The organism is Arthrobacter sp. AZCC_0090 (genome assembly GCF_014207375.1).
GTDB lineage: Bacteria > Actinomycetota > Actinomycetes > Actinomycetales > Micrococcaceae > Arthrobacter.
Map to the genome: position 1 here is coordinate 123,438 of NZ_JACHEE010000009.1, position 13,986 is coordinate 137,423.

The following is a 13,986-nucleotide window of genomic DNA, read 5'->3' on the forward strand; positions in this document are numbered from 1 at the left end:
CCAGTAGGCTAGTTCCCATGGCTGACACACCCCAAGACCAGATTGCCCCGCTTCTGACAACGGAGGGTTGGGAACTGCTGGCATCCTTGGGACCATACCGTGATAGCGAAGCGTTCGCCCTGAATGCACGCTTGCGCAAAGACGGCCACTCCCCAGCACTTGTGGCCGCCGTCCTCACCCAATCCAGGCTCCGCACCCGCGCCGAGGCCAAGTTTGGCGAATTCGCCCGGCAGATGCTCTTCACGCAAGCCGGATTGGAACAAGCCACCCGGCTCAATGTGGCAGCCAGGCACGCAGAGCGTTTTGCCAAGGCAGGCACGCGGCATGTGGCTGACCTGGGCTGCGGGCTTGGAGCTGACTCCATGGCCATGGCATCCATGGACATCAAGGTCACCGCCGTGGAACTCGACGAGACCACCGCCGCCTGCGCCACCATCAACCTCATGCCTTTCCCGCATGCATCCGTGGTGCATTCCGACGCGACGTCCGTGCCCCTTGACGGCGTCGACGGCGTGTGGCTCGATCCTGCGCGCCGCACGACGTCGTCGTCGGGAACCAAGCGGATCTGGGATCCGGAGGAGTTCTCGCCGCCGTTGTCCTTCGTTGAGTCGCTCGCCGCGTCCGGCAAGGCCGTCGGGGTCAAGATGGGCCCGGGGATGCCCCATGAATCGGTACCAGCCGGCTGCGAGGCACAGTGGGTTTCGGTCGGAGGGGACGTTACGGAAGTAACGCTGTGGTTCAACGACGTCGCCCGTCCCGGCATCCGCCGCGCGGCCCTGGTGCTCGGGCCGCAGGGCGCAGCTGAGATGACCAGCGGCGAAGATTTCGACGGTGGACCCGTGCCCGACGTCGGGCCGGTGGAGGGATACCTGTACGAGCCGGACGGCGCGGTGATCCGCGCGGGCTTGGTGTCCGACGTCGCGCTCCGGCTCGGAGGCCACTTGGTAGACCAACACATTGCCTACATCTGCGCTCCGGAACTGGTGGAGACCCCGTTCGCCCGTGCCTACAAAGTCCTGGAAGTCATGCCGTTGAACGTCAAGGCCCTCAAGGCCTGGGTGAAGGCCAACGGCGTCGGTGTCCTGGACATCAAGAAACGCGGCACGTCAGTCACTCCCGAGGAACTGCGGAAACAATTGTTGCCGGCCGGAAAAGGCTCAGCGAAAGGCCGCGGCAACAAGACAGCCACCCTCGTCCTCACCAGGATCGGCGAGGAAAAGGTGGCTGTTGTGGTGGAGCCGGTAGCGGCCGGCTGAGATAGCCCTACTGGGCGCGCATGAACTCCTCGGCAGCCGCCACTTGCTCGGGCATCGGCGTGATACCCGTGTAGAGCACGAACTGTTCGAGGGCCTGGATGGTGGCTACCTCAGCGCCGCTGATCACGGCCTTGCCCGCCGCGCGGCCGGCCTTGATGAGCGGCGTCTCTGCGGGGAGGGCAACGACGTCGAACACCACGTGCGCGGCCGCGATCGCCTCTTCGGGAAAGGACAATGAGCCGGACTCCGTTCCGCCGGCCATTCCGATCGGTGTGACGTTGACGATCACGTCCGCCGTCGAGTCCCCCACTTCGGCTTGCCAGCGAAAGCCATAGAGTCCTGCGAGCGATTGCCCGAGCTTTTCGTTCCGGGCAACCACAGTGACGCGCGAGAAACCGGCGTCGCGGAAGGCTGCTGCGGTGGCCTTGGCCATGCCACCGGAGCCGCGGAGCAACACGGACGACGCCGGGTCGATCGCGTTACGCTCGATCAGCTGGGCGATCGCAGTGTAGTCCGTGTTGTAGGCCGTCAGTACGCCGGCGTCGTTGACAATCGTGTTGACCGAGTCGATGGCGGCGGCCGATGCGTCCATACGATCCACGAGCGCGATGACGTCTTCCTTATAGGGCATCGAGACGGCGCAGCCGCGGATGCCCAGGCCACGCACCCCGGCGATCGCGTTCGCCAAGTCGGTCGGAGCGAAGGCCTTGTAGATCCAGTTCAAGCCGAGGGCCTCGTAAAGGAAGTTGTGGAAACGCGTTCCGTTGTTGCTCGGCCGGGCTGAGAGGGAGATACAGAGCGTCATGTCTTTGTTGAGGATCGGCATAACGGGGCTTCCTTCGCGTAGCGGGTTCTCCGCCCAGCCTAGACGGGGAGCTAGCCTTGGCGCGCTTTGAATCGCGGATTCAGCTTGTTGATGACAAAGGTGCGTCCGCGCCGGCGGACAACTTGCGCGCCAGGGATCTTCTTGAGGGCACGCAGCGAATTCCTGACTTTCATGGGGTTCTCCTTCTAGGGTTTTGACTTGTTTGATTGCGGCTTTGTTCCACCACGGCCGAAGCCCGGCTAAAGAGTGGATTCGAGTTCCAGTGGATCCTCAAGTGCGGCGAAATCGAGCCTCATTTCCGCTTCGCTCAGCGCACATCCATCCAGCAGGGCCCGGATTTCTGCGGCGTCGACGTCGTCTCCTCGCCCGGTCACGGCCAGCACAGTTCCGCGATCGCCGAAGCGGGGGTGCCAGTCGAGAACGGCGTCGGCGTCGTGGAGCCCGTCTTCGTCCTGCGGGACTTTACCTTCGCGAACAGAGTCGGCGCCGGCATCCGCGAGCCACTCCCCTGTGCTCTCGAGCCAGACGCGCGGTCCGATTCCCTGCACGGCGATCCGGATCTTGGCCGCCGAGGCAATCCACAAGCGGCCCCGCATCCAGTGGCATCCCTCTGCCAGCTTCGGCAGGGCTTCCCGGAAGCGCACGGGATGAAGCGGACGCTCCACTTTGTGGAGCACGGTCCGGAAGCTCCCGGACTCTTCCTTGAGCGGAACCCGCACGGAACCGCGACGAACCCTCGCGAGGGCCTCCGCGCCGTCGTAACATCCGGGCCGGAAGTCGTCGTCGCGGGCTGAAACGGCAGCGTGGGGCGCGAGTTGCGCCAGAAGTTCCAGTCCCTGGGCCCAGTCCTCGCTTGAGTCCGGGCGCAATCCGGTGAGCTCGGCCCCAAGACCGGCATGAACCATGATGGTATCCGCGTGGCCCAACTCTCCGATGAGAAATTCTCCACTGGTGCGGTGGTCCTCCGGCATGGCCGTGAAGCCGGATTCGTACAGGGTGTGCTTGTCCCAAACATGGTCTTCCAGGGCTGAGGGATCGATCGCCAACACTGCGTTGTCGATGACGGCAGGCCGCTCAAGGCCCCGCTTGAGTTCGGCAACCGCCATGTCCACGGAGACGCCAGGCGGCAGGCCCAGGACGATGTGGTCATGGCCGGACGCGGCGAGGCGCTCCGCCGTCGGGACAACGTCAAGACGGACCGTGCAGCTGAGGCAGCCGTGCTCCAAGACGGTTTGTGCCTGCTCTACAAGTTCGCCGTTGCGGAACACCCTCCGCAAGACGACAGAGCCGTCCAGGAGGTCGTGGAGGACCACGGCTGAATCGCGGTGTGTACGCCCTAGCTTGGCTGTGGCCGCTTCGCGGCATTGGCTATCGAGTGAGCTGACAACAGAAAGGTGCATGCCTGTATTGTAGATGCAAATCATTCTCATTAGCAAAAATGCTCGATTTCCTAAGGTTTTCGCCCATGCGGTACCGTACCGCCCCTGCATTAGACTTGAGCCAACCGCTGACGGCCCCACGGCGGGCGTTGCTCAGGGCGTTTTTTGGCATATCACCGAGGGGACCTACGTGCAGATTGATTTCGCTCCATCCAGGCAGTCGACGCTGGGGGTGGAATGGGAGCTCGCGCTCGTCAACGCACGCACCGGGGAATTGGCCTCGGTCGCGAATGAAGTCCTGCGCGGCGTAGCATCTCGGCATCCGGACCTGAACGAAGACGACGAGCACCCGCACATCAAGCGCGAATTGCTCCTCAACACCGTGGAACTCGTCACGGGCGTGTGCAACACCGTCAAGGAAGCCAAGGAAGACCTGGCCCGCTCCCTGAAGGCCGTCAGGGACGTTACCGACCCCATGGGTGTGGAGCTTTTCTGTGCCGGCAGTCATCCGTTCAGCCCGCCGCAGCTTCAGCCGGTCTCGGACAAAGAGCGCTACGCCAAACTGATTGACCGCACCCAGTGGTGGGGACGGCAAATGGTCATTTACGGAGTCCACGTCCATGTCGGCTTGGACCGGAGGGACAAGGCGCTCCCCATCCTCGACGGCCTGGTCAATTACTTCCCGCACTTTCAGGCATTGTCCGCTTCGAGTCCTTTCTGGGGCGGCGAAGACACCGGCTATGCGTCACAACGCGCCCTCATGTTCCAGCAGTTGCCCACGGCCGGATTGCCCTTCCAGTTCCCCAACTGGGCCGAATACGAGTCCTATGTCCAGGACATGTTCACCACGGGTGTGATCGACACCCTGTCCGAAATTCGCTGGGATATCCGCCCGGTGCCGAATTTGGGCACGATCGAGATGCGCATTTGCGATGGCCTGGCAACCCTCGAGGAAGTCGGCGCTGTCGCCGCCCTGACTCAATGCCTCGTGGATGAGTTCTCAACCATCCTGGACAACGGCGGGAGCATTCCCACCATGCCGCCATGGCATATCCAGGAAAACAAGTGGCGCGCCGCCCGCTACGGCATGGAGGCGATCATCATCCTCGATGCCGAAGGCAATGAGCAGCTTGTCACCGACCACCTGAAGGAAACGCTGCTGCGCCTGGCTCCTGTCGCCGAAAAGCTCGGTTGCTCGGAGGAACTGGCCGACGTCGAAAAGATCATCGCTCGCGGTGCGGGCTACCAGCGCCAACGCCGCGTCGCTGCCCAGCACGATGGCGATCTTCATGCCGTCGTCCAGGACCTCGTACAGCAAATGCGGTCCGTACCAACGGCCTAACCTCCGGGATGGATCCGCCCCCGCCTACACCGAAACCGTTGTGACCGGCAGGGAAGAATCCGGAGCAAAAGCAACGCCGCTGGGACCAATTCCCGCCATGATGAGCTGCGATCCCAGGGCCGCAACCATAGCACCGTTGTCGGTGCACAGCGCCAACGGCGGTACGTGCAGCGTGATCCCCGCAGAGGTGCAGCGCTGCCCGGTCAGCTCACGCAGACGGGAGTTGGCGGCCACGCCGCCGCCCAGCAGGAGATCCGTGATGCCGTTCTCCTTGCAGGCCAACACGGCTTTGGACGTGATGACGTCCACCACTGCTTCTTGGAACGCAGCCGCGATGTCAGCTACGGGGACGTCCTCACCGCGCGCTTCAAACTGTTCAACGCAACGCGCGACGGCGGTCTTGAGGCCACTGAATGACCAATCGTAGCGATGGGGTCCCGGCTCTTCGACGGTGCCCATGTATTTGGGTTGCGTCAGTCCTCGCGGGAAGCGGATGGCCTTGGCGTTGCCTTGCTTGGCGAGTTTGTCGATGGCCGGTCCGCCCGGGTAGCCCAGGCCCAAGAGCCTCGCCACTTTGTCATAGGCCTCCCCCGCGGCGTCGTCGATGGTGGAGCCGAGCATCTCAACGTCGTCGGTGATGCTGCGGATGCGCAGGATTTCCGTGTGCCCGCCGGAAACCAGGAGCGCACCGAGGTTGTCGGGCAGTTGTCCACCGGCGCCGAGCCCCCCAGTGCCACCGCCGGCAGCGCCGTCAAGGAGCCCAACGCCGACATGCGCCACCAAGTGGTTGATTGCGTAGAGCGGCTTGCCCGTGGCAACAGAGAGGGCCTTGGCAGCGCAGACGCCCACCATGAGCGCGCCTGCCAGCCCCGGCCCGGAAGTCACCGCGATGGCGTCGATGTCCTCCAGTGTCACTCCGGCCTCGTGCAGGGCCTCCTGCAGCGTGGGTACAAAGGCGTCCAAGTGCGCACGGGAAGCGATCTCCGGAATGACGCCACCGAAACGGACATGCTCATCCATCGAGGAGGACACCGTATTGGTCAACAGGGTGGTGCCCCGGACAATCCCGACGCCGGTTTCGTCGCAGGAGGACTCGATCCCCAGCACAAGCGGCTGGACGGTGCTGGGCTGGACGGTGCTGGGCTGGTTCACGCCGGGTTTCCTTCAGTCAATGTCAGCCTCATGATGAGGGCATCCGTGCCGTCGCGGTAGTAGCGCCGCCGTACGTGGATCTGCTCGAAGCCGAACCGCACGTACAAGGCCTGGGCGCGCGGATTGTCGGCGCGGACCTCGAGGAGGACTTCCGTTGCGCCGCGCCCTCGGGCCTCCTCAATCAGTTCGGTGAGAATAGCCGAGCCAATCCCCCTGCCTTCGAATTCGGGTACGACGGCGATCGTCTGGACATCCGCGATGGGCTCGATGCACATGAGACCCGCGTAAGCCACAATCTGCCCGCCGGCTTCGGCCACTACATAGCGGCGGGTATCCACCTGGGCGAGTTCATCGAAGAACATTTGCATCGGCCAAGCATCCACCGGGAAGAGCCGGCGTTCCAGGACCTCGACGGCGGTGACGTCGTCGGCGGTCATGTCGCGCAGGGTCACCCCGTCGAGCTTGAACTGGTGTGGAGTGTTCACAGCGCACGCTTCCTGGGACCAGGCACCTGTGCGTCCGATTCCCGCAGGTAGAGCGGAGTGGAGTCCGGCAGTTCCGCGCCAGCCGCCAGAAGGGCCATAGCGAACTGGCCCAGGGAGGCGGCGTCGGGCTGGGTGGTGCTGAATTCCTCGTTCGCATTGACGACGTCCGCGTAGATGCCGCCTCCGGCCCCGAAGACGGGAAGATCGGGCAACTCGGAGGCGAAGCCCACATGGGGACCATCCACGAGCCGCGGAAGCTGGCCTTCACTGAGCGTGTAGCGCGCCCAGTAGACCTCCTTGCGACGGGCATCCGTGGCCACCAGGAACTCTGCTTGTGCCTCGGTGGACTCGGCCACTTCCAAGGCGATCGCGTCCAGGCTCATGAGGCCAAAAAGCGGCTTGTTCCAGGCGAAGGCCAAAGTACGGGCCGTAGCAATCCCCGAACGAAGCCCCGTGAAGGGCCCTGGGCCTACACCCGTGACAATGAGGTCGATGTCCGCTCCGCTTACCTCGGCGTCGCCCAGAAGTTTCTCAATGCCGGGCGCAAGGACCTCTGCGTGGCTGCGGGTGTCTTCGGTAGCGAAGGATTCCACCACGCCCTCCATGGCAACGTCCGAGATAAGCGCCGCACTCGCCACGGCCGAGGTATCAATGGCCAAGATCAGCATCAGGCGTTCTCTTCCAGTATTTCGGGGACGGCGATCCAGCGTGGGCCAAAGCCGCGGAAAATGATGGTGCGTGGTTCGTCGTCGTCCTCGGGGTCGAAGTCCAACACCGCATCCGGTCCTGCTTCCACGTTGGCGACCGCCGAATCGGTGCCGCCAACGGTTCGATGCATTTCGATGTCCAGGCGGCTGTCCGAAAGGTGCTCCACGCGCTCGCGCCCCCATTCGACCACCGTCACGGAGTTGTCCATGGTGTTTTCGAGGTCGATGTCGTCAATCTCCGCTGCGGAAGCCAAGCGGTAGGCATCAACGTGGACCAAATCTGGGCCGCCAGGACGGGGACCGTCCGGAAGGTTGGGGTGGATGCGCACCAAGACAAAGGTCGGCGAAATAACTCCCGCACGGACGCCCAAGCCTTCTCCGAGTCCTTGGGTGAAGGTGGTCTTGCCGGCACCGAGTTCGCCCGTCAGGACCAAGAGGTCGCCGGGCTCAAGCACCCCACCCAGCGCCGAGCCCAAAGCATGCGTCTGCTCCGCCGTCGCGACCTTGACGGTGCGTTCCCACAAAGCCTCACTCACCGGGCGTCCGCTCCCGGCGTTTCATTGATGTAGATGCGCGGCACGCGCGGGCTGATACGGGTAACGATCTCATAGTTGTTGGTTCCGGCGGCGGCTGCCCAGTCGTCCGCCGTCGGGCCGCCGTCGGCGCCATCGCCGAACATGACGGCCTCAGTCCCAAGCAAACCGGCTTCGTCAATCCCCGCGCTCCCGAAGTCAATCACCATCTGGTCCATGGCGATCCGCCCCACAACGGGGTAGTTGACGCCATTGACGCGCACGGGTCCGCCGGTGGCGACGCGCGGCACGCCATCGGCGTATCCGAGCGGAATGAGGCCCAGGGTGCTTTCGGACGAGGTCCGGTAGTTGAGTCCATAGGACACGCCTTGGCCCTTGGGCACTCTTTTGCAGTTGGATACAAGGGTGCGGACCGTCATTGCGGGGCGGAGGCCGAGTTCCGCGGAGCTTTGTCCTTCGAACGGGGACAGTCCGTAGAGTCCGAGCCCCACGCGGACGAGGTCGAAGTGGGCATCAGGGCGGGAAAGCGTGGCGGGAGTGTTGGCCAAGTGCCGCACTTCGGTGTCTACTCCGGCGTCCTCGGCCACGGCGATCGCTTCCCGGAAGGCTGCCAATTGCTCGTCAGTCTCCGGGCGGTGTGGCTCGTCGGCTACGGCCAAATGAGAGAAGATGCCCACCACACGCAAGAGTCCCTCGTCCTGGTATTCCATGGCCTGGCCCACCAGTTTGTCCCATTGGTCGATCGTGGCGCCGTTGCGCCCCAAGCCGGTGTCCACTTTCAGGTGGATGCGGGCCGGACGCTCCTGTTCGCGTGCCGCAGCGACCACAGCGTCCAGTTCCCAGCCGGAAATCCCGACGTCGACGCCGGCGGCAACTGCCGCCTGGAAGTTGCTTTCCGTAGTGTGCAGCCAGGCCAGCATGGGGGCGTCGATTCCGGCAGCGCGGAGCGCCAAGGCTTCCGAAATATGGGCGACGCCGAGCCAGCGGGCACCGGCTTCAAGGGCGGCTCGTGCCACCTGGACGGCTCCGTGTCCGTATGCATCGGCCTTTACCACGGCCATGACGTTGGCGGGCGAGGCGATCGCCACGAATTGGCGCACGTTGTGCCGGATGGCATCCAAGTCAATGACGGCTGATCGTTCGAGGACTGTTGCCGAACCCGATTTCGTCGTGGGCTCGAACCTGGCAGCTGCTTCGTAAGTCACCCTCACGATTCTAGTGCCGCGACGGGATACGAATTGACTGGGTGTCAGCGCAGCTTAGGCGTCGGAGTTGTGGGCGATAGTCGCCGATGCCCGCCGTTGGGCTCCGGGCGGAACGTCCCGGACAATGTCCTCGAGGAAGGCGAATCGTTTGAGCCATTGGCTGGACTGTCGCTCCGGCCGGGCGTTGGCCCGCTGCCACCAATCGGCGATGTCGCCCCAGCCGGGCGCAGCCAGAGAGCCTCCTACCTGCTGCACCGCCAGCGAGGCACAAAGGTTGGCAAAACGGAGCCGGTCCCCCAAAGGCCAAGCGGCGAGGCAGCCCATAACAAACGCCGCGCCGAAGCAGTCGCCCGCACCCGTGGGGTCGTAGGCCGTTACCGGAAGGGACGGCACCCATTCCTCCTCACCGGTTTCGGAATCCACGGCCATGGCACCTTGGGCTCCGAGGGTCACTACTGCTACTGGAACGCGGTCGGCGAGCGCGTAGAGCGCAGACCAGGGATTGTCCTTGCCAGTGAACGCCATCGCCTCCCGTTGGTTCGGCATGAAGGCATGGAAATTACTGAGCTGGTCCAGCCTCTTCGACGACCATTCCCCGGTAGGGTCCCATCCGGCGTCGCCGAAGAGTTTGACGCCGGCCTTCCTTGCGGCCAGCATCCAGGGCTCTGGTTCCTCGCCGAGATCCGCGACGGCGGCGAGCGCCTTGGGTGGCTCGCCGATCAATTCCGAAGCGCTCATGGGCGCGGGGTGTCCATGTGTGACCATGGAACGATCGTGATCGACGCACAAGGAGACGGTGACCGGGGAATGCCAGCCCTCGAAGCGCCTGGATAGGGAGAGATCCACGTGCTCCTGGCTCTCAAGGATCCGCCAGTTGAAGTCCCCGTATCCGTCATCTCCGAAGGCCGCCGCCAAGCTAGTCCTCAAGCCAAGCCGCGCGGCTGCGATGGCTTGGTTGGCCACGCCGCCGGGGCACGTGCCCATGCCCTGGCTCCACACCTCGGTCCCGGGTTCCGGACTGTGGTCCAGTCCCGTGAAGATGATGTCCTGGAACACGGTGCCCGTCAGCAGAAGATCGCAGCCGGAATCGTCCCCTGCGCCGTTCACACCTCGGCGGATCGCGGCGAGGGGATCGAATCCAACCCTGGGCGTTGCGTCCATGCACGGCAGACTACGCCGCGGTCGCGTACGTGCATAGCCTTCCGCGGGGAGGTCCGCCCTTGGCCGCGGCTTAGGCCTAGAGCTCCTGGTACATGACGTGCAGGCCTACGTAGCCAAGGGTTGGGTGTTGGAAGGCCTCGGGAATGGTTGCCAGAATACGGAAACCCATGGACTGCCACAGGCCCACCGCGCGGACGTTGCTTTCGACGACCGCGTTGAACTGCATGGCCCTGAACCCGGCGTCCCGGGCTGCGCCCAAGGAATAGGCACAGAGTGCTCGCGCAATTCCTTGGCCGCCCTGATCGGCGCGGACCATGTAGCCGGCGTTGGCCACGTGGCTTCCCCCGCCACCCTGGTTGGCGTGCAGTTCACCGGTACCCAGCACGCCGCCGTCGCGCACCGCCACAAAAGTCTGGCCGGGCGCTTCTTTGAACCATTTGCTCCGCGCCGTCTCTTCGGAAGTGTCCCGATCCCAGGTGAAGGTCTCCCCGGCACGGATCACAGGTTCAAGAACAGCCCAGATCCCCGGCCAGTCGCTTGCCCGCGCCGGCCGGATCTCGTACTTTGCGGCTGGTGGCGTTGCTGCTTCAGTGTTTGATTGGCTCACGCCCGCTACGGTAGCAGCCAATCAAGGGCTTTTGGCCGGGCTGCAACGCCGCGGATGTCAGGAGTAGTGTTTTGGCTGAGGCGCGGGAATGTTGCGCCTCGCGGAATTTGTTGAATTGATTGTTGAATTGCTCATCGGATACAGGAGGTAAGCCGTGTCGATGATCCGTCGCGTGGCGTTCCTGTCCCTCCACACCTCCCCCATGGAACAGCCCGGCTCAGGCGATGCCGGCGGCATGAATGTCTACGTCCGGGCCTTGGCCATGGCGCTGGCCGATCTCGGCGTCGAGGTGGAAATCTTCACGCGATCAACGTCCGCCGAGCAACCCGCCGTCGAGCACCCCGGCCCCGGCGTCTGCGTCCACAACGTCTTGGCGGGGCCGCCCCGGAAACTGCCCAAAGAGGAACTTCCCGAGCTCCTTCACGCCATGGTTACCGAAGTCGAGAGGATCCGGCAGCGGCAGCCGCACGGCCGCTACGACGCCATCCATTCGCACTACTGGGTATCCGGCGTGGCCGGTTTGGAACTTTCCGAGCTATGGAACGTGCCGCTGATCCATACGATGCACACCATGGCCAAGGTCAAGAACCTGGTGCTGGAATCCGGCGAGCGCCCCGAACCGCGGCTGCGGGAAGACGGCGAACAGCGGATCGTGGACGGAGCGGCGCGCCTCGTGGCCAATACTCCTGCCGAAGCCCAGGAACTTGTCTCGCACTACAACGCCGATTTCGACCACATCGACGTCGCACCCCCAGGTGTTGACCTCACGGTGTTCACTCCCGCGTTCCGGGCCCGTTCCCGTGCCGAGCTCGGTGTACGGCCCGGCAGTTTCCACCTCCTGTTCGCCGGACGCATCCAGCGCCTCAAGGGTCCGCAGGTCTTCATCGAAGCCGTCGGCGTCCTGCGCAAGAGGCGGCCTGACATCGACCTCGAACTGACCATCCTGGGCGCCTTGAGCGGTGCCAAGGACTTCAATCTGCAGTCCTTCATTACGGCCGCGGGGCTCGACGACGTCGTAACTCACCGCGCGCCGGTCAAGGCGCCGAAGCTGGCGGGCTGGTTCCGTTCGGCTGACGTCGTGGTGATGCCTTCCTTCAGCGAATCGTTCGGGCTTGTTGCACTTGAGGCCCAGGCATGCGGCACCCCTGTGGTGGCCACCAACGTGGGTGGGCTGTCCCGAGCCATTGCGGATGGGCGGACTGGAATTTTGGTTAACGGGCACGATCCCTCAAAGTGGGCCGACACCATCGAAGCCCTGTACGACGATTCCCGCACCCGCGAAGACATGGGCCGTGCGGCGGCAGTGCATGCGGAAGCCTTCGGCTGGCAGCGGACGGCAGCCATTGCGCTCGAGAGCTACCAAGCGGCGATCGGCGCCGTCCTGGTCCGCCCAAGTTAGACCTTCGCTCACCTTTCACCCCCATCCCGACGACGCTCGCTCACCTTTGGGGACACGCCTGATAGATTGTCGCGCACAGTGTTCCGCACAGAGTTGAGGACAAGGATGTCTGAGAACAAGATCTTGAGCGACCTTGAAATCGCCCAGAATGCAGCCATACGTCCCATCGAAGAGATCGCAGAGCGTGCCGGGATCAATGTCGATGCCCTGGAGCTGTACGGTCGGTTCAAAGCGAAAATCGATCCCGCCAAGCTCCGTCTCCCTGAAGCCAAGCGCGCTGGAAAGATAGTCCTCGTCTCGGCTATGTCCCCGACCCCGGCGGGTGAGGGAAAGTCCACCACGACCGTCGGCCTCGCCGATTCCTTGGCACGCGCCGGCCATCGAGTGATGATCGCACTCCGCGAACCGTCCCTTGGCCCGATTCTGGGCATGAAGGGAGGAGCGACCGGGGGCGGCTACTCCCAAGTTCTTCCCATGGACGAGATCAACTTGCATTTCACCGGCGACTTCCACGCGATTACCTCGGCCAACAACGCCCTGATGGCCCTCGTGGACAACCACATCTTCCAAGGCAACGAGCTCAACATTGATCCCCGCCGCATGACGTTCAAGCGTGTCTTGGACATGAACGACCGGTCCCTGCGAGAGATCATCATCGGCTTGGGTGGCCCTGCTCAAGGTGTGCCGCGGCAGGACGGATTCGACATCACCGTGGCATCGGAAGTCATGGCTGTCTTCTGCCTCGCCGTTGATCTGGATGATCTCCGCGAACGCCTGGGCTGCATCACTTTCGGATACAGCTATGATCGACGGCCAGTCACAGTGGCCGATCTCAGGGTCCAGGGCGCACTCACCATGTTGCTGAAGGACGCCATCAAACCGAACCTCGTGCAGACCATCGCAGGAACCCCCGCTTTGGTACACGGCGGCCCGTTCGCCAACATCGCGCACGGCTGCAACTCGCTCATCGCCACGCGAACCGCCCAACAGCTCGCAGACATCGTGGTCACAGAAGCCGGATTCGGCGCCGATCTTGGGGCCGAAAAGTACATGGACATCAAGTCGCGCATCGCAGACGTGGCGCCGTCCGCCGTCGTCGTCGTGGCGACTATCAGGGCGCTCAAGATGCAGGGCGGCGTCCCGAAGGAGCTGCTCAAGGAGCCGAACGTCGAGGCGCTCGCCGCCGGCGTCGCGAACCTGAAACGCCACGTGCACAATGTCGAGAAGTTCGGCGTCACACCTGTCGTCGCAATCAACAAGTTCGCCACGGACACACCCGAAGAGCTCGAATGGCTGCTTGCCTGGTGCGCCCAGGAGGGAGTGCAGGCTGCAGTGGCCGATGTCTGGGGTCGAGGTGGAGGGGGCGACGGCGGCGACGAGCTCGCGGCGAAGGTCGCCGCGGCGGTAGCGGCAGCAGCGCCGTCGGACTTCAGGTATTTGTATCCCCTGAGCACGTCCGTGGAGGACAAGATCCGTACGATCGCACAGGAAATCTATGGTGCGGACAGCGTGGAGTTCTCGGTCCCCGCGCACAGGCGCCTGGCCGACATCCGGAAAAACGGCTGGGACGAGATGCCGGTTTGCATGGCCAAGACGCAATATTCATTCACCGACGACGCCTCCCAGTTGGGTGCCCCCAAGGGATTCACGATGCACGTGCGGGACCTGATTCCCAAGACCGGGGCGGGCTTCATCGTCGCGCTGACCGGTGCGGTCATGACGATGCCGGGTTTACCTAAGGAACCGGCCGCGATGCGCATGGACGTCGATGAGCATGGCAACCCGGTGGGCCTCTTCTGACGCACGCTCACGTATGTGGCCTTTTCGGCGAACGCTCGCTCACGTATGTGGCCTTTTCGGCGAACGCTCGCTCACGTATGTGGCCTTTTCGGCGAACGCTCGCTCACGTATGTGGCCTTTTCGGCGAACGCTCG

The 13,986-nt window shown here is 63.9% G+C and carries 14 protein-coding genes; 4 read left to right on the plus strand and 10 right to left on the minus strand.

All coding sequences use genetic code 11. From position 1 onward, the window contains the following. Nucleotides 1–17 precede the first annotated feature (17 nt). Entirely contained in the window at nt 18–1,256 is a 1,239-nt protein-coding gene (locus HNP00_RS15130) for a class I SAM-dependent methyltransferase (RefSeq protein WP_184740515.1), read from the plus strand. Between the two features lie 7 nt (nt 1,257–1,263). Here HNP00_RS15130 and HNP00_RS15135 read toward each other — a convergent pair whose 3' ends face one another. From HNP00_RS15135 to HNP00_RS15145, 3 genes are all read right to left on the minus strand, one after another. Next, nucleotides 1,264–2,082 carry a shikimate 5-dehydrogenase gene (locus tag HNP00_RS15135; protein WP_184740517.1) on the minus strand — a complete coding sequence of 273 codons (819 nt, stop codon included), beginning with the start codon at nt 2,080–2,082 and terminating at the stop codon, nt 1,264–1,266. Between the two features lie 50 nt (nt 2,083–2,132). Continuing rightward, nucleotides 2,133–2,255 carry a type B 50S ribosomal protein L36 gene (gene ykgO / locus HNP00_RS15140; protein WP_184740519.1) on the minus strand — a complete coding sequence of 41 codons (123 nt, stop codon included), beginning with the start codon at nt 2,253–2,255 and terminating at the stop codon, nt 2,133–2,135. Between the two features lie 66 nt (nt 2,256–2,321). Further along, entirely contained in the window at nt 2,322–3,482 is a 1,161-nt protein-coding gene (locus tag HNP00_RS15145) for a GTP-binding protein (protein ID WP_184740521.1), read from the minus strand. 169 nt (nt 3,483–3,651) lie between these two features. On the opposite strand from HNP00_RS15145, the gene HNP00_RS15150 reads away from it, so the two are divergent. Continuing rightward, nucleotides 3,652–4,803: a glutamate--cysteine ligase gene (locus HNP00_RS15150; protein WP_184740523.1), complete on the plus strand. Its 1,152-nt coding sequence runs from the start codon at nt 3,652–3,654 to the stop codon at nt 4,801–4,803. A 24-nt stretch (nt 4,804–4,827) separates the two neighbouring features. On the opposite strand, the gene tsaD is transcribed toward HNP00_RS15150, so the two are convergent. The 7 genes from tsaD to HNP00_RS15185 form a co-directional block, all read right to left on the minus strand. Further along, on the minus strand, nt 4,828–5,955 hold the full coding sequence (gene tsaD / locus HNP00_RS15155; protein ID WP_311770588.1) for a tRNA (adenosine(37)-N6)-threonylcarbamoyltransferase complex transferase subunit TsaD: 1,128 nt from the start codon (nt 5,953–5,955) through the stop codon (nt 4,828–4,830). Next, a complete protein-coding gene (gene rimI, locus HNP00_RS15160) occupies nt 5,952–6,392 on the minus strand; it encodes a ribosomal protein S18-alanine N-acetyltransferase (protein WP_184740645.1) in 441 nt (146 codons plus the stop codon). Before rimI ends, tsaD begins: the two co-directional genes overlap by 4 nt. A gap of 44 nt (nt 6,393–6,436) precedes the next feature. Then, a complete protein-coding gene (gene tsaB / locus HNP00_RS15165; RefSeq protein ID WP_184740525.1) occupies nt 6,437–7,108 on the minus strand; it encodes a tRNA (adenosine(37)-N6)-threonylcarbamoyltransferase complex dimerization subunit type 1 TsaB in 672 nt (223 codons plus the stop codon). Continuing rightward, a complete protein-coding gene (gene tsaE / locus HNP00_RS15170) occupies nt 7,108–7,683 on the minus strand; it encodes a tRNA (adenosine(37)-N6)-threonylcarbamoyltransferase complex ATPase subunit type 1 TsaE (RefSeq protein WP_184740527.1) in 576 nt (191 codons plus the stop codon). Before tsaE ends, tsaB begins: the two co-directional genes overlap by 1 nt. Next, complete coding sequence (gene alr, locus HNP00_RS15175) at nt 7,680–8,885, minus strand: alanine racemase (RefSeq protein ID WP_184740529.1); 1,206 nt, start codon at nt 8,883–8,885, stop codon at nt 7,680–7,682. The genes tsaE and alr overlap by 4 nt, the downstream gene beginning before the upstream one ends. Before the next feature lie 54 nt (nt 8,886–8,939). Then, nucleotides 8,940–10,046 (minus strand): carbohydrate kinase family protein, encoded by a 1,107-nt coding sequence (locus HNP00_RS15180; RefSeq protein ID WP_184740532.1) that lies wholly within the window; start codon nt 10,044–10,046, stop codon nt 8,940–8,942. A 76-nt stretch (nt 10,047–10,122) separates the two neighbouring features. Then, nucleotides 10,123–10,653 (minus strand): GNAT family N-acetyltransferase, encoded by a 531-nt coding sequence (locus HNP00_RS15185; protein ID WP_184740534.1) that lies wholly within the window; start codon nt 10,651–10,653, stop codon nt 10,123–10,125. A 154-nt stretch (nt 10,654–10,807) separates the two neighbouring features. Here HNP00_RS15185 and mshA point away from each other — a divergent pair, with 154 nt between their 5' ends. Both mshA and HNP00_RS15195 read left to right on the plus strand, forming a co-directional pair. Beyond that, entirely contained in the window at nt 10,808–12,052 is a 1,245-nt protein-coding gene (gene mshA, locus HNP00_RS15190) for a D-inositol-3-phosphate glycosyltransferase (RefSeq protein WP_184740536.1), read from the plus strand. Nucleotides 12,053–12,157: 105 nt separating this feature from the next. Further along, the gene (locus HNP00_RS15195) at nt 12,158–13,852 is read left to right on the plus strand and encodes a formate--tetrahydrofolate ligase (protein WP_184740538.1); all 1,695 of its coding nucleotides are present in this window, start codon (nt 12,158–12,160) and stop codon (nt 13,850–13,852) included. Nucleotides 13,853–13,986 lie beyond the last annotated feature (134 nt).